Source organism: Streptomyces sp. NBC_00454 (assembly GCF_041434015.1).
GTDB lineage: Bacteria > Actinomycetota > Actinomycetes > Streptomycetales > Streptomycetaceae > Streptomyces.
Genome location: NZ_CP107907.1, coordinates 5,707,013 through 5,723,074, shown reverse-complemented (window position 1 = coordinate 5,723,074; position 16,062 = coordinate 5,707,013). Strand labels below are relative to the sequence as shown.

Sequence of the window (16,062 nt, the reverse complement as noted above, 5' to 3'; positions counted from 1 at the left end):
GGGAGATTCCGGGGTCAAGCGGCCGGCTGTCGCGCAGGACGCCCGGGCTCAGGGGTCCGAGCCCTCGAAAGGGGAGGTGCGCGAGTGATGGCCACTGCTGTGAGGCCGCGGGCCGGGGCGCCCGCACCCGCGCGCGCCGGAGTGACGCCTTATCCGAAGTCCAGCCCGGGCCGGTTCGGGCCGTTCCGATTGCAACAACTCGTACTCCTCCAAGTCGCCGCGGCCGCACTGCTGGTGGCCTGGGTGGTGGAACCGCTGCTGCTCGTTCCCGCCGGCGTACTGGCCCTGGTCCTCGTGGTCCTCGCGGTCGTACGCAGGCACCGGCGCTCGCTGCCCGAGTGGATCGGCGGCGCCCTCGCCCTGCGCACGCGCCGCCGACGGGCCGCCGCGACCGCCGTGCCGGCGGGCACCGAGCCGGGGCTGGCCCCGCTCGTCGAGGCCGATCCGGCGCTGCGCACCCTCACGTTCAGCGAGCGCGAGCGGGACCGCGGCCGGGACCGGCGGCCCGTCGGAATGGTCGGCGACGGCACCTTCCTGACCGCGGTCGTCCAGGTGGACATGGACGCCACCGCGCTGCGGCCCGACCGGGCGGCGCGGCCGCTGCCGCTGGCCCTCGTACGGGACGTTCTCGAAGTGGACGGCATCCGGCTGGAGTCCGCGCAGCTGGTGCAGCACACGCAGCCGGCGCCGGCCCCGCACCTGCCGGCCCAGTCGATGGCCACGCGCAACTACGCCCCGCTCCAGTCCATGACGGGAAGCCCGGCGGTGCGGATCACGTGGATCGCGCTCAAGCTGGATCCGGAGCTGTGCCCCGAGGCGGTCACCGCGCGCGGTGGCGGGCTGATCGGCACCCAGCGGTGTCTGGTGCGGGTCGCGGACCAGTTGGCGAGCCGGCTGGCGGGCGCCGGGTTCACGGCGACCGTACTGACCGAGCAGGAGCTGACGGGCGCGCTGGCCACCTCCTCCTGCGCGAACCCGATGGCGATCACCCAGGCGGGACGGTCGGCGGCCACGGGCCGGCGCACCGAGGAGACCGCGCGGACCTGGCGCTGCGACGACCGCCGCCACACCACCTACTGGATCAGCCGCTGGCCCCAACTGGGCGGCTCCGGCGCGGGGCTGCCGCAGTTCGTGGCCCTGCTGACCTCGCTGCCCGCGCTGGCGACGAACTTCAGCCTGACGATGACCCCCGCCGCGCGGCACGAGATCACGCTGACCGGGCACGTCCGGGTCACCGGGCGCAGTGACGAGGAACTGGTCACCGCCCGGCGCGGATTGGAACAGACGGCCCGGGGCGTCAAGGCCGGGCTGGTGCGGCTGGACCGGGAACAGGTGCCGGGGCTGCTGGCCTCGCTGCCGCTGGGAGGGACACGATGAGCGGCTCCAGGGGCACTACGAGGCGCAGGGCGAGGGGCTCGGCGGAGGGTTCCGCCGGACGTCCGGCCGAGCGCTCGGCCGAACGTCCTGCACGGGCCTCGGCGGAGGTCGCGGCGCGGGTCTCGACCCGGGGCGGCTTCGGCCTGGTGGGCCCGCGCAGGGAGCGGCACGTGGTCGCCGCCGCGGACCTGGACGCACTGGCACTGCCCGTCGGGGACGACGGAGTCGTCATCGGCGTGGACGCCCAGGGCCGGCCGGCGGTGCTCGGCATCAACCGGCCCGCGCCGTACGAGGTGACACTGGTCGGCGGCCTGTGGACGGCGCAGGTCCTGGCCCTGCGGGCGGCGGCCACCGGCGCCCGGGTGGCCGTGGAGACCGGCCGCGGCCAGGTCTGGTCGGGCCTCGCCCAGGCGGCCGGCGGCGGTCAGCAGTGCGTGACCCTGCACGACGTGGGGCGGGTACCGCCCCAGGGCGCGTCGGCGGGCAGCCCGGTCCTGGTGATCCGCGACTGCGGGATGCGCCCGCCGCGCGGACGCGTGGCGGCGGGACCCTGGCAGTCCGTGCTGACCCTGCTGCCGTACCTGAGCCCGACGGCCCCCCGGCTGCTGCGCAACTCCTCCCTGGTGGGCGTCCAGCGGGTCTCCCCCGACGAGGCGGAGCAGATCGGCCGGCTGATGCGGCTGCCTTCCGGGGCGGTGGAATCCCTGCCGACGCTGGGCGACGGGGTGACGCTGTGGTGCAACGCCCTGGACCGGCAGTTCGTGATGACGCAGCCGACGGACACGGAGACGGGACTGCTGGGTCCGGCGCGCCGGATCGACTGAGTCGGTCGCTGTCTCCGTTGGCACCGCCACTGCCCTGGCCGGGCGTGGGACGGGGACGGGGACGGGGCCGGAGCCGTGCTCCTCGGCTTTCCCCGGATTTCCCCGGTGCGGGTGCGGCGGGTCGGCGGAGATTCAGCCTCACGGGGGACGGGGAACCGCGGGTGGGCCGTGAGCGGGTGGAACGGCTCCGGGCTTGCGTGGGGCGGCACATGGGGGCGGCGTACGGGGCGGACGCCCCGTAGGCGGCCGCCGGACCGGCAGGATGGAAGCGGCCCGCTCACCGTGGTTGACCTCGGGTGGCGGACCGACGGGGGCGGATACTGGCTGCGGGGCGCGATTAGGCTGAGCGTCGGCGTGGCGTGGTGGTAGACGCCGAACCAGTGTTCGATAGACCAGGAGGACCAGTGAGCGGCGATCGGCACGAGAGGCGCGGCGGGACGTGGGACGTCCCGACGGACGATCAGTCCGACGCGGAGTCCGAGCTGACGGGCGAGTTCACCATCGACTACACGCCGCCGGCCTGGTACACCCAGGGCGCCGCGGCTCCGGCCGCCACGCCGGTCCCGGGCCTGCCCGAGGGCAGCGGCTTCGAACCCCACCGGCCGTCGGACCCGGTCGCACCGTCGACCATGCGGATCGCTCCGCCGGCTCCCCGCACGCCGTCGGACCCCACGGCCCAACCGGCCCCGACGGGCACCGAGCCCGCGCCGCCGCACCTGAACACCCCTCAGCCCCTCACCCCCGGCTACCCGGCTCCGGCCACGCCCGCTCCGCCGTACGGGGTCCCGGGCACGGGCCAGTCCCCGGCGAACGCGACGCCGTACGCGGGCACGGGCCCCGCCGACGCAGCCTCCCACCCGGGCCAGTCCCCGGCGGCCCCTGCTCCGTACCCGGGCCAGGGCCCGGCGGCCGCGACGCCGTACGCGGGCGCAGCCCCGGCCGACGCAGCACCGTACGCCGGCTCGAGCCCGGCCGACGCAGCGCCGTACGCGGGCGCAACCCCCGCCGGCGCGGGCTCGTACCCGAGCCAGGCACCGGCCGACGCAGCAGCGCACGCGGGCCAGGCCCCTGCCGATGCAGCGCCGCACTCCAGCCAGGCCCCGGCCAACGCCGCGCCGTACCCGGGTGCGACCCCGGCCGATGCCGCCTCGTACCCGAGCCAGGCTCCGGCCGACGCCGCAGCCCACGCGGGCCAGGCCCCGGCGGAAGCAACGCCGTACCCGAGCGCCACACCCGCCGACGCCGGCTCCTACCCGAGCCAGGCAGCCGCCGACGCCGCACCGCACGCGGGCCAGGGCCCGGCGGCCCCTGCTCCGTACGCGGGCCAAGGCCCGGCGGCCGCGACGCCGTACGCGGGCGCAGCCCCTGTGGAAGCAACGCCGTACGCGGGCGCAACCCCGGCCGACGCGGGCTCCTATCCGGGCCAGGCACCGGCCGACGCAGCAGGTGCGGCTGGCGACTCTTCCCATCCGGGCGCGCCTCAGGCCGACGCGGTGCCCGCGTCCTTCCCGGATCCGGCCGCGGCCGGGTCCGTGCCGCAGTACCCGGCTGCGCCTCAGGCCGATGCCGCGCCGGAGGGCCCGGTCCCGGGCGACGCGGCCGCGGCTCCGTACCCGGGCCTGCCTTCGGCCGACGGTGTGGGCCACGGCGGTTCGGCTCCGGCCGCGGCACCGTACCCGGACGGCGCCGCCTCCGGGTCCGTCGACCAGACCTCCGCTCCGGCCGACGCCGCGGCTGCGGTGCCGGTCCCGGCCGACGCGGAACCCGCGTACCAGGACGGGTCCCTGCCCGATGCCACGGCTGCGGCCGGTCCGGCCCCGGGCTCGCCCGAGGACGGGGCTCCGGAGTACCCGGCCCCGCCGTCCTATCCGGCCGGTCCCTCGGGCGATTCCGCATCCGGGGCCTTCGCCGGGCGGGCTCCGGCCGAGGCCGAGGCCGCCGCGTCGCCGTACCCGGGCGCGGCTCCGGCCGACGGTGCGCCCTGGCCCGCGCGGACGCCCACTCCCGCGGCGGGGACGGCCGTTCCGGCCTCGCTGACGGAGAGCCCGCTCGGGGGTTCCGCCCCGGTGCAGGACTCCCCCGCCGCGGTGCTCCCGGAGCCCCAGGACGCGGTGCCCGGCGCCGGACTCCCGGCGCTGCCGCCGGAGTTCCCGTCCTCGGCGGCTCCGCAGCCCGCCGGGTACGGGTTCCCGCCCCCGGCTCAGCAGCAGCCCGCCGGGTACGGGTTCCCCCCGCCCACGCCGCAGCAGCCGTATGCCGCACAGGCGCCGCAGGACGGCTACGGGTTCCCGCCCGCGGCTCAACAGCAGCCCGTCCAGCCGCAGTCGTACGCCCCCCAGCCGCCCCAGGCGGCCCAGGCACCCCAGGCGCCCGGTCCGGCGCACGCGTACCAGCCGCAACCGCAGCCCCAGTCGCAGCCGCCGGAGGCAGCGGCCCCGTACACCGACCCCCGCACCGGCGCCCAGTGGCCGCACGGCCCGCAGGGCCCCGGTCCGCAGGGTCCGGGCCCGCAGGGTCCCCAGGCCGGGCACGACCCCCGCTACGCCTCCGCCCAGCCCTCCGGCGGCGCCCCGCTCGGCTACACGGCCGCCGTGGAGCTGTCCTCCGACCGCCTGCTCCGCGGCAAGCAGAAGCCGAAGAGCGGCAGCCACGCGGCCGGCGGCGGCCTGTTCCGGTTCGGCGGCAAGGCGGCCGAGGCGGAGCGGCAGCGCAAGCTGGAGCTGATCCGGACCCCGGTCATGTCCTGCTACCGCATCGCCGTCATCAGCCTCAAGGGCGGCGTCGGCAAGACCACGACCACCACGGCCCTCGGTGCCACCCTCGCCACCGAGCGCCAGGACAAGATCCTGGCCATCGACGCGAACCCCGACGCCGGAACCCTCGGCCGCCGGGTGCGCCGCGAGACCGGGGCCACGATCCGGGACCTGGTCCAGGCGATCCCGTACCTCAACTCGTACATGGACATCCGGCGGTACACCTCCCAGGCCCCCTCGGGCCTGGAGATCATCGCCAACGACGTCGACCCGGCCGTTTCGACGACCTTCAACGACGAGGACTACCGCCGCGTCATAGAGACGCTGGGCCGCCAGTACCCGATCATCCTCACCGACTCGGGCACCGGCCTGCTCTACTCCGCGATGCGCGGCGTCCTGGACCTGGCCGATCAGCTGATCATCATCTCGACCCCGTCCGTGGACGGTGCGAGCAGCGCCAGCACCACCCTGGACTGGCTCTCCGCGCACGGGTACGCCGATCTCGTCTCGCGCTCCCTCACGGTGATCTCGGGGGTCCGCGAGACCGCAAAGATGATCAAGGTCGAGGACATCGTCCGGCACTTCGAGACCCGCTGCCGCGGTGTCGTGGTGGTCCCCTTCGACGACCACCTCGCGGCCGGCGCGGAGGTCGACCTCGACCTCCTGCGGCCCAAGACGCGCGAGGCGTACTTCAACCTCTCCGCCCTGGTCGCCGAGGACTTCGTCCGCGCGCAGCAGCAGGCGCCCCAGAACCACTGGGCCCAGCAGCCGGGCCAGCCCCAGCCGGGACAACCGCAGCAGCCCCAGTCCGGCGGGCCCTACGCCCAACCCCCGCAGCAGCCGCAGCCGTACGCCCAGCCGCAGCCCTACCCGACCCCCGGCCAGCCCTGGCCCCAGCAGGCCCCGCAGCATCCCGGCCAGCCCGGCCAGCCGGGACAGCCGCAGCAGCCCGGTCAGCCGCCGCGCGACCCCCGCCTCGGCTGACGCGGACCGCGACACCCGACACGCGACAGCACGAAGGGCCCGTACCCTCCCCGGAAGATCCGGAGGAGGTACGGGCCCTCGCGCGTTGCCTGCGCCCCGTCGTCAGCGCTCGGCGTCGTAGGACTCCGTCAGCACCCGGGAGCGCTTCACGTCGTCCGCGATCGCTTCCAGCAGCCCGTCCAGCGAGTCGAATTTCGCCATCCCCCGCACGTAGGCGAGGAAGTCGACGGTCACGTGCAGGCCGTACAGGTCCAGGCCGACCCGGTCGATCGCGTACGCCTCCACGGTCCGCTCGGTGGCATCGAACTGCAGGTTCGTGCCCACCGAGATCGCCGCCGGCATCCGCTCGCCGTCAGCCGTCAGCCAGCCCGCGTAGACCCCGTCCGCCGGGATCGCGGTGTGCGGCTGCGTCTCGACGTTCGCCGTCGGGTAGCCGAGCTCGCGACCGCGCTGCGCTCCGCGCACCACCACGCCCTCGACCCGGTGCGGGCGGCCCAGGATCTCGGCCGCGCCGTCCATGTCGCCCTGGGCGACGAGCTTGCGGGCGAGCGTGGAGGAGAACGGCACTCCACCGCCCGCCTCGCCGCGCTCCACCAGGTCGACCACCTCGACCTCGTAGTCATAGGTGGCGCCCAGTTCGCGCAGGAACTCGACGTTGCCCGCGGCCTTGTGGCCGAAGCGGAAGTTGGGGCCCTCGATGACGGCGCGCGCGTTCAGCTTGTCGACGAGCACCTTCACGATGAAGTCGGCCGGGGACAGCTGCGAGAACTCCGCCGTGAAGGGCAGGATCAGCAGCGCGTCCACGCCCAGCCCGGCCATCAGTTCGGCGCGCCGGTCGTAGGGGGCCAGGATCGGCGGGTGGCTGCCGGGGCGGACGACCTCGCTCGGGTGCGGGCTGAAGGTCACCACGACGGAGGGAACGCCCAGCGCGCGCGCCTTGGCCACGGCCCGTCCGATGATCAGCTGATGACCCCGGTGCACGCCGTCGTAGGAGCCGATGGTGACGACGCTGCGTCCCCAGTCCTGGGGGATGTCCTCCAAGCCACGCCAGCGCTGCACTGTGACCGCTCCTCGCCCGAACCGTGTAGGCCCTGTCCTGGTTGCCGATTGCAGGTCTAAGACTGCCATGCCGGTGGCCGGGGCCCATCATCGGCGTCGGCCTGCCGCGAGGTGCTCTGCGACGTGGTGTGACCGAGCGTCTCCACCGTCCGGCGCGCTCCCGGACCGAGCAGCGCCGCCGCCTCGGCCGGAGCCTCGGCCAGCCAGCGGGCGGCCAGCGCTCCGAAGGCCGGTTCGGCCCGCGCCAGCTCCACCGTGCGCAGCTCGAAGACGGCCGGTCCGCCGGGCGTGCACAGCAGCCGCCGTCCGGTGCGGCGCAGCAGTTCCCGCGTACGGCCCTGCGGGCGTACGGCGGCCCCCGCCGCCAGCGCGCCCAGGAACGCGTCGAGCACCGCCGGATCGCACTCCTCGCGGAGCAGTACGTCGGCCAGCTCGCCCCGGAGCGTGTGCGAGGCCTCCGTGCCCGGCGCGGCCAGTACGGAGGCCAGCGCGGCCCGTACCCCGGGCGGGCCGGTGCGCAGCAGCTCCAGTACGAGCGGGCGGAGCACGGGGGCGGCGGCCAGGCCCTGTTCGAGCCGCCGGTCCACGAACTCGGCGGCGTGCGCGGCGTCCTGCGGGTTCCGGGACAGGTGCTCCCGTACGAGGTCACCCGCGCGGCGCGCCAGGCCTGGCGTCGTCAGCGCGGCCAGCGCGCGCACCACCTCCCCGTCGGCCCGGTCCCGCAGGGCCGCGAACACCGCGTCCGGGTCGGGCAGCACGGGCAGCGCGGCGACCAGCGAGGCGGCGGGCAGCCGCGTACGGCGCTCGGGGTCGCGGAAACAGGCGAGGGCTTCGGGCAGGTGGCGGGCCCGCGCACCGGGGTCGCGGAGCATGATCCCGAGGGCACTGCCGTGCAGGGTGGCGTCGTCGGGGCGGGCGAGCAGCGCCTCGGCGGAGTAGCGCAGCAGCTCGCGGTCGGCGGGGGTGCGCACGTGCGGGGCGGTGAGCAGCCCGTAGGCGGCGGCCGCGACCCGGCGGCCGGGCCGGTCGTCGTGGGCCCAGCGGTCCACGGCCCGGCAGAGCGCGGAGGGCTCGTCCTCGGCGAGCACGGCGAGCAGTTCGTCGGCGCGCGGGTGCGCGGCGACGACGAGCGCCTCGGCGAGGTCGTCGACGGCGAGCTGCCGGTGGGTGTGCAGGAGCGCCTGCGCGGCGGTGGCGACGGTGGCTCCGGGCCGCCCGTGCAGCCGCCGCTCATCGGCGAACCAGCCGCAGAGCAGCGGCTGCACGAGCCGTGGCGCCCGCACGAGCCGCCGGGCGGCGGCGTCGAGGTACCGGTGGTCGCGGGCCGTCAGCCGTCGCAACAGCTCGAACCGGTCCCCTTCGGCCAGCTGGAGCCGGTTCCAGAACCATCCGCCGAAGTCCTCCCCGGGCTCCGCCTGCGCCTCCTCCTGTACCCCCGCCCGCGGCTCGGTCACGTGCTCGGCGAGGGCGTGCAGGAGCGGGAGGTGCCCGGTGGCGTCGGGGGCGTGGAGCAGGATCTCGCGCACCAGCCGGCCCGCCCACCACCGGATCTCGGGATCGGTGGCGCCTTCGAGTACGGCCACGAGCCGCGCGAGCGCCACCCCGGCCTCGTCCCGCGGAAGCCGGAGCAGGGCTTCGAGTACGGGTCCGATGCGGTGGCGGGGGACGCCCCGGCCCAGGGCGTCGAGGGTTTCCAGGGCGGCGGGGAGGTCCAGGTGGCCGGATTGCAGCCAGTCGGAGAGTTCCTCGTGCGCGAAGCGGTAGCCCTCGCCGGCGGGCACCAGCAGCCCCTCGGTGAGCACGGCGGAGGCCCAGCCGGTGCGCCACGGGAACAGCTCTTCGAAGCCGGCCCGGTCCAGCTGCCCCTGTCCCGGGCCCAGGCACCGCCGCGCGGCCTCGTGCACCCGCCCCGCCACGCGCGCGGCCAGCCTCCCCACCCCGGGCCCGTGCACCCCGGTGTCCTGCCCCGCCGCCGGGAGGGCGGCGCAGACGCGGACGGCGATCCGCAGGCACAGCAGGTCCAGGTGGGCCGCGAAGACCTCCTCGCGGGCCGGGCGTCCGGTGGTGACCCCGGCGGCGCGGACGTCCGCGAGCAGGCGCAGCGTGAGCGGGTGGCGGGCGTCGGCTCCGTCGACCGCGTCGGCCGGGATGCCCAGGCGGGTCCGGGCCAGTGCGGCCTCGTCCGGGGTGAGGTCGCCGATCGGGAGCGCGGGCGGCAGCCGCCGGGCCGGCCGGGCCGGGAGGTGCAGCATCTGCGGCGGGTACAGCGCCCCGGCCGACTCCCAGTGCTCGGGCCGCGCGGCGAGGACCAGCCGGACCCCGGCCGCCCGGAGCCAGCCGGCGGTGGCCTCGGTCCAGGGCCCGAGGCCGTGCGCGAGCCGGGGCGGCATCTCCTCGGGCGAATCCAGCACGACGAGCAGCCCCCGCCCGGCAAGGGCCGCCACCGCGGCGACGGCCGATGCCTCCCCCGCGCCGCCTGCCGGGGCCTGGGCGGCCGGCTGTGTGGAGGGCGGGGCCGCCACGGGAACGGCGACGGTGACCGCCTCGGAGGCGTCGGGCGCGGGAGGAGCGGGAGGAGGAGGAGCCACCGAGGGCGCAGTGGGCGACAGCACGGTCCAGACGGCCGAGGGCGCAGCAGGCGACGGCGCGGCCCAGGCCGCCGCGGTGGCCGCCTCCGCCCCTGCCGCGGCCGGGACCCCTGCCGAAGCCGCCGGAGCAGCCGGAGCCGCAGCCGCCGCCGCGGGGAAGCCCCAGGCCGCCCCGGAGGGCCCCGGCACCGACAGGATGCGGCCCGCCTCCGCCAGGGCGCGGGCCACCGCGTCGGCCAGTGAGGTGTCGCCGGTCCGCAGGTCGGCGCCGCGGAGCCAGAGGGTGGGGGCCGGGTGGGGGCCGCGGGTGCGGCGCAGGGCCAGGTCGGACAGGGCCGTGGTGCGGCCGGTGCCGGGGCGGCCGACGAGGGCCAGCACCGGGCGGTCCCCGGTGGCGAAGGTGTCCAGTGCGGCGGCGGTGTCCGGGCGGTCCACCAGTTCCGGTCCCCGCGCTGCGAAGGCCGCGCCGAGGGTGGTTCCGGTGAGCTGGAGGACTCCGGCGAGGTTGAGGTCGGCGCCGTGGCCCGGCACGGTGGCGGCGTTGCGCCGCAGCAGGGCGGCGAGCGGCCCGCCGGGATCCGCGGCCGCGGCAGCCGCGAGCGGCACCGCGAATCCGCCGGAGCGGTGCTCCGTTCGCAGAGCGGTGGCCAGGACCGCGAGCACCGCTCCGGTTCCGGCATCGAGCACGGGGCCGCCGCAGGCCTCCCCGCCGCGCCTCAGCGCGTCCTGCCCATCGGTCCCGATGGCCAGCTCCAGGGCCGCCGGCAGCGTGTGGCAGCCGGTCGCCGCCGCATACCTGGCCTCGGCCCCGCCCAGCACCCGCGCCTGCCGCCAGCCGTGCGCGCAGAGCCGTACGTAGGTCCCGGGAGCGATCTCCGCGCGCAGCGCCACCGGCAGCGGTCGTACCCCGAGCCCGTCACTGCGTACGAGCGCCAGCCCGAGCTCCGGCAGGGCCGTCACGTCCGAAGCCCCCGCCAGCCAGGTCCGCTCCCCCGCGCCGGGGCCCGTACCCGTACCCGTACTCGTACCGGTTCCGCTGAGGAGCAGCCGGGAGAGGCCGTCCACGGCCGCGTGGCTGGTCACCACCGTCCCGCAGTCGTCGGCGACGAAGCCGCTGCCCCGCGGCCGACCGGCGAGATCGCAGATCCTGATCAGCTCAGCCGTCACCGCACCACTCCCCGTCGCGCGCCCCGTAGGGACGACGGTATGCAGGTGAAGATCAGCGGGAAAAGCACGCGAGGCGAAAGCGCCCCCTTACGCTCCCTCCATTCACTCCGAGCGCCTGCTCGGAAGGGTGAATAAAGGGGTCCGGGTGGATAGAGACCTACCCGAGGGGGGTCGTGGAGCGGTGAGCAGCAGTCCATGTGCGCTCACCGCTCCACGTCAACATCAGACGAAGACCGCCAGCGACTTCGCCTTGCCGCCCTTGCTCTCCACGAGTCCGAGCAGCTCGCCGCCCGGCCCGTAGACCGCGATCGCCTTGCCGGACTCGTACTCCTCCGGCATGTCCAGGCGCACGCCGTTCGCGAGCAGCGAAGCCCGTCGGGCGTCCAGGTCCCAGCGCGGGAACGCCGCGGCGGCCGCGTCGCCGATCGGCATGACGGTCAGCTCCTCCTGGAGCTGGTCCAGCGTGCGCGCCCGGTCGATCTTGTACGGGCCCACCCGCGTGCGCCGCAGCGCCGTGAGGTGCCCGCCGACGCCGAGGTCGGCGCCGAGGTCACGGGCGAGCGCGCGGATGTACGTACCGCTGGAGCAGACGACGGAGACGATCAGGTCGACGACCTTGGTGCCGTCCTCGGCCTCGGCCTCGCGCATGTCGTACACCTGGAACGAGGAGACGGTCACCGGACGGGCCGGGATCTCGAAGTCCTCGCCGTCGCGTGCGCGCTTGTAGGAGCGCACGCCCTTGATCTTGATGGCGCTGACCTTGGACGGGACCTGCATGATCTCGCCGGACAGCTTGGCGATGCCCGCGTCCACGGCCTCCCGGGTGACCCCGGTGGCGTCGGCCGAGGAGAGGATCTCGCCTTCGGCGTCGTCCGTCAGGGTGTTCTGGCCCAGCCGGATGGTGCCGAGGTACTCCTTCTCCGTGAGCGCGAGGTGGCCCAGGAGCTTGGTGGCCTTCTCGACGCCCAGGACGAGCACGCCCGTGGCCATCGGGTCCAGCGTGCCGGCGTGGCCCACGCGGCGGGTCTTGGCGATCCCGCGCATCTTGGCGACCACGTCGTGCGAAGTGAAGCCGGACGGCTTGTCGACGATGACCAAGCCGTCCGGAGTCTTCCCTGCGTTGGTGCTCATTCGGCGACTGCGTCCCCGTCTTCTTCGTCCTCTTCGGGCTTCTTGTACGGGTCGGCGTCGCCGGCGTACTTCGCGCCGGAGGACACCTCGCGCACCTGGGCGTCGGAGGTACGCGCCTTCTCGAGGAGTTCCTCGATGCTCTTGGCGGTCTCCGGGAGTGCGTCCGCCACGAAGGTCAGGGTCGGCGTGAACTTGGTCTGTGCCGCCCGGCCGACCGCGGAGCGCAGGACGCCCTTGGCGCTCTCCAGGCCCGCTGCCGCACTGATCCGGGCCTCGTCGTCCCCGTAGACCGTGTAGAAGACCGTGGCCTCCCGCAGATCGCCGGTGACCCGGGTGTCCGTGATGGTCACGTGCGTACCGAGGCGGGGGTCCTTGACACCGCGCTGCAGCTTCTCGGCCACCACCTCCCGGATGAGGTCCGCCAGCTTCTTCGCCCGCGCATTGTCGGCCACTGGTCCGTCTCCTTCTTATGTCTTGCAGTCAGTCTTCATCACCGTGCAGCCGCCGTCGTACCGACAGCAGCTCCACTTCCGGACGTGCCGCGACCAGCCGCTCGCAGCGGTCCAGTACATCCGAGAGGAACCCCGTGTCCCCACTCACCAGAGCGACCCCTATGAGGGCCCTGCGGTGCAGGTCCTGGTCGCCCACTTCGGCCGCGCTCACAGAGAACTTGCGCTGGAGCTCGGCCACGATGGGCCGGACGACGGAGCGTTTCTCCTTCAGCGAGTGAACGTCGCCGAGGAGCAGATCGAAGGACAGAGTCCCCACGTACATGCAGTTCCGGATATCCCGCCGGTGCGGGTTCGGTGGCCTGCCGGCCGTCGCGCGGCAGGGTCACCAGAACCGTACACGCAACGGCCGGGGCCGATCGACGGATATTCCGCCGACCGGCCCCGGTGTTACAGCTACCTACGACACGGTGCGAACCGCCTCGCGCTTACGCGCGGGGCTTCTCGCGCATCTCGTACGTCGCGATGACGTCGTCGATCTTGATGTCGTTGAAGTTACCGAGGTTGATACCACCCTCGAAGCCTTCGCGGATCTCGGTGACGTCGTCCTTGAAGCGGCGCAGACCGGAGATGTTGAGGCTCTCGGCGATGACCTTGCCATCGCGCAGGAGCCGCGCCTTGGTGTTGCGCTTGACCTCGCCGGACCGGATGAGAACACCGGCGATGTTGCCCAGCTTGGACGAGCGGAAGACCTCGCGGACCTCCGCCGTACCGAGCTCGACCTCTTCGTACTCCGGCTTGAGGAGACCCTTCAGGGCCGCCTCGATCTCCTCGATGGCCTGGTAGATCACCGAGTAGTAACGGACGTCGACACCCTCGCGCTCCGCCATCTGCGCGGCACGGCCGGCCGCACGGACGTTGTAGCCGATGACGATGGCGTCGGAGCCCATCGCCAGGTTGATGTCGGACTCGGTGACCGCACCCACACCGCGGTGCAGGACGCGGATGTCGACCTCTTCGCCGACGTCGAGCTGGAGCAGCGAGGACTCGAGGGCCTCGACCGCACCGGACGCGTCGCCCTTGATGATGAGGTTGAGTTCCTGGACCAGACCGGCCTTGAGGACCGAGTCGAGGTCTTCCAGGGACACCCGGCGGACGCGCTTGGCGAAGTTGGCGTTGCGCTCACGCGCAGCACGCTTCTCGGCGATCTGACGGGCGGTGCGGTCCTCGTCGACGACGAGGAAGTTGTCGCCGGCGCCGGGGACGTTGGTGAGACCCAGGACCAGGACGGGGGTCGCGGGACCCGCTTCCTCGACGTTGTTGCCCTTGTCGTCGAGCATGGCGCGCACTCGGCCGTAGGCATCGCCCACGACCATCGTGTCGCCGACGCGGAGGGTACCGCGCTGGACGAGGACGGTGGCAACGGCACCGCGGCCGCGGTCGAGGTGGGACTCGATCGCAATACCCTGAGCGTCCTGCTCCGGATTGGCGCGCAGGTCGAGCGAGGCGTCGGCGGTGAGGACGACGGCCTCGAGCAGGGAGTCGATGTGCAGACCCTGCTTGGCGGAGATGTCGACGAACATCGTGTCGCCGCCGTACTCCTCGGCGACCAGACCGAACTCGGTGAGCTGACCGCGCACCTTGACCGGGTCGGCACCCTCGACGTCGATCTTGTTGACCGCGACGACGATCGGGACGCCGGCGGCCTGGGCGTGGTTGAGCGCCTCGATCGTCTGCGGCATCACGCCGTCGTTGGCCGCGACCACGAGGATCGCGATGTCGGTCGACTTGGCACCACGGGCACGCATGGCGGTGAACGCCTCGTGACCGGGGGTGTCGATGAAGGTGATCTTGCGCTCTTCACCGTTGACCTCGGTACCGACCTGGTACGCACCGATGTGCTGCGTGATGCCACCGGCCTCGCCCGCAACGACGTTCGTCTTGCGGATGGCGTCGAGCAGTCGGGTCTTACCGTGGTCGACGTGACCCATGACGGTCACGACCGGCGGACGCGGCATGAGGAATTCCTCGCCGCCCTCGTCCTCGCCGAACTCGATGTCGAAGCCCTCGAGGAGCTCGCGGTCCTCTTCCTCCGGGCTGACGATCTGAACGACGTAGTTCATCTCGCCGGCCAGCATTTCGAGGGTCTCGTCGGAGACGGACTGCGTGGCAGTGACCATCTCGCCGAGGTTCATCATCACGGCGACGAGCGACGCCGGGTTGGCGTTGATCTTCTCCGCGAAGTCGGTGAGGGACGCACCGCGGGACAGGCGAACGGTCTCGCCGTGACCACGCGGCAGCATGATGCCGCCGACCGACGGGGCCTGCATGGCCTCGTACTCCTGGCGACGCTGGCGCTTGGACTTGCGTCCACGACGCGCGGGACCACCGGGACGGCCGAAGGCACCCTGCGTGCCACCACGGGCATTGGGGCCACCGGGACGCCCGCCGAAGCCGGGACGACCGCCGCCACCGGCACCAGCCGGACCGCCGCCGAAGCCGCCACCACCGGGACGGGGGCCACCGAAGCCGCCACCGCCGCCGGGACGCGAGCCCGGACCGGCCGGACGACCGGCGAAGCCGCCGCCCGCGGGACGACCCGCGCCACCGGCACCGCCGGGACGGGGACCACCGGCACCGGGACCACGGCCACCGGGGCCGCCACCGGGACGGGGACCGGGACCACCGGCAGCGGGACGCTGCGGCATCATGCCCGGGTTGGGACGGTTACCACCGGGGGCACCACCGGGACGCGGGGCGCCGCCCTGCGGACGCGGCATGCCGCCCGGGGTCGGACGACCCGCACCGGCACCCTGCGGACGCGGGGCGCCGCCGGGGCCGCCCTGCGGACGGGGAGCGCCACCCTGGCGGTCACCGGCGCCGGGGGCACCGGGACGGGGAGCGCCGGCCGGACGGGGCGCCTGCGGGCGCGCCATGCCGGTGGAGCCACCAGAGGTGAACGGGTTGTTGCCCGGACGGGGACCGGCCGGACGGGCACCCTGCGGACGCGGGGCCTGAGCGCCACCGGTACCACCGGCGGGACGCTCGGTGCGCGCCGGAGCGGCACCGGCCGGACGCGGGGCGCCGGGACGGGCGCCGGCCTGGCCGCCCTGACCCTGCGCCGGACGCTGCTGCGCCGGACGCGGACCGGGGGTGGCGCCGGGACCGGCGGGACGGTCGGTGCGCGCCGGGGCAGCGGCGGCCGGAGCCGCCGGAGGCGCGGAGAACTCGGTCGCCACGGGAGCCGCCGGAGCGGGCTTCGGGGCGGCCGGAGCCTTGGGACCGGGACGCGGGCCGCCTGCGGCGGGGGCCGGGGTCACCGGGGCGGGCGCTGCGGCGGCCGGGGCCTCCGCGACGACCGGCTTGGGGGCCGGGGCGCCGGGCTTCGGCGCCGCGGGACGTGCAACGGCACCCGGAGTGGGAACTCCGGGCTTCGCGGGGGCGGCCTTGCGGGGCTCGCCCGGCTTCGCAGCGGGCTTGCCGGCGTTGCCGCCGGGCCCCTGCAATGCATCGGTCAACTTGCGCACAACCGGCGCCTCGATCGTCGAGGACGCCGAACGGACGAACTCACCGAGTTCCTGGAGCTTGGCCATGACGACCTTGCTCTCAACTCCGAACTCCTTGGCGAGTTCGTATACCCGGACCTTAGCCACTTCGCTCCTTTTAGGTCCGGGTTACGCCGGACCGTGTCTACTTCATGCTCGTACTCATCGCGTACTCATCGAGGGGT

9 protein-coding genes are annotated in these 16,062 nt (G+C 74.7%); 3 read left to right on the top strand and 6 right to left on the bottom strand.

What is annotated here, in order from left to right; genetic code table 11:
- Window positions 1–87: 87 nt before the first annotated feature.
- The 3 genes from eccE (at window position 88) to OHU74_RS26515 (ending at window position 5,938) form a co-directional block, all read left to right on the top strand.
- On the top strand, window positions 88–1,377 hold the full coding sequence (gene eccE / locus OHU74_RS26525; RefSeq protein ID WP_371618173.1) for a type VII secretion protein EccE: 1,290 nt from the start codon (window positions 88–90) through the stop codon (window positions 1,375–1,377).
- Window positions 1,374–2,201 (top strand): hypothetical protein, encoded by an 828-nt coding sequence (locus OHU74_RS26520; protein ID WP_371618172.1) that lies wholly within the window; start codon window positions 1,374–1,376, stop codon window positions 2,199–2,201. Before eccE ends, OHU74_RS26520 begins: the two co-directional genes overlap by 4 nt.
- Before the next feature lie 404 nt (window positions 2,202–2,605).
- Window positions 2,606–5,938: an SCO5717 family growth-regulating ATPase gene (locus OHU74_RS26515; protein WP_371618171.1), complete on the top strand. Its 3,333-nt coding sequence runs from the start codon at window positions 2,606–2,608 to the stop codon at window positions 5,936–5,938.
- A 102-nt stretch (window positions 5,939–6,040) separates the two neighbouring features.
- On the opposite strand, the gene OHU74_RS26510 is transcribed toward OHU74_RS26515, so the two are convergent.
- The 6 genes from OHU74_RS26510 to infB form a co-directional block, all read right to left on the bottom strand.
- On the bottom strand, window positions 6,041–6,997 hold the full coding sequence (locus tag OHU74_RS26510) for a bifunctional riboflavin kinase/FAD synthetase (RefSeq protein ID WP_371618170.1): 957 nt from the start codon (window positions 6,995–6,997) through the stop codon (window positions 6,041–6,043).
- Between the two features lie 56 nt (window positions 6,998–7,053).
- Complete coding sequence (locus OHU74_RS26505; protein ID WP_371618169.1) at window positions 7,054–10,752, bottom strand: serine protease; 3,699 nt, start codon at window positions 10,750–10,752, stop codon at window positions 7,054–7,056.
- A 222-nt stretch (window positions 10,753–10,974) separates the two neighbouring features.
- The gene (truB, locus tag OHU74_RS26500; protein WP_330298870.1) at window positions 10,975–11,883 is read right to left on the bottom strand and encodes a tRNA pseudouridine(55) synthase TruB; all 909 of its coding nucleotides are present in this window, start codon (window positions 11,881–11,883) and stop codon (window positions 10,975–10,977) included.
- Complete coding sequence (gene rbfA / locus OHU74_RS26495) at window positions 11,880–12,335, bottom strand: 30S ribosome-binding factor RbfA (RefSeq protein ID WP_330298869.1); 456 nt, start codon at window positions 12,333–12,335, stop codon at window positions 11,880–11,882. Before rbfA ends, truB begins: the two co-directional genes overlap by 4 nt.
- A 28-nt stretch (window positions 12,336–12,363) precedes the next feature.
- Window positions 12,364–12,657, bottom strand: coding sequence for a DUF503 domain-containing protein (locus tag OHU74_RS26490; protein WP_330298868.1), 294 nt, complete (start codon window positions 12,655–12,657; stop codon window positions 12,364–12,366).
- A gap of 163 nt (window positions 12,658–12,820) precedes the next feature.
- Window positions 12,821–15,985, bottom strand: a complete 3,165-nt coding sequence (gene infB, locus OHU74_RS26485) for a translation initiation factor IF-2 (RefSeq protein WP_371618168.1) — start codon at window positions 15,983–15,985, stop codon at window positions 12,821–12,823.
- Window positions 15,986–16,062 lie beyond the last annotated feature (77 nt).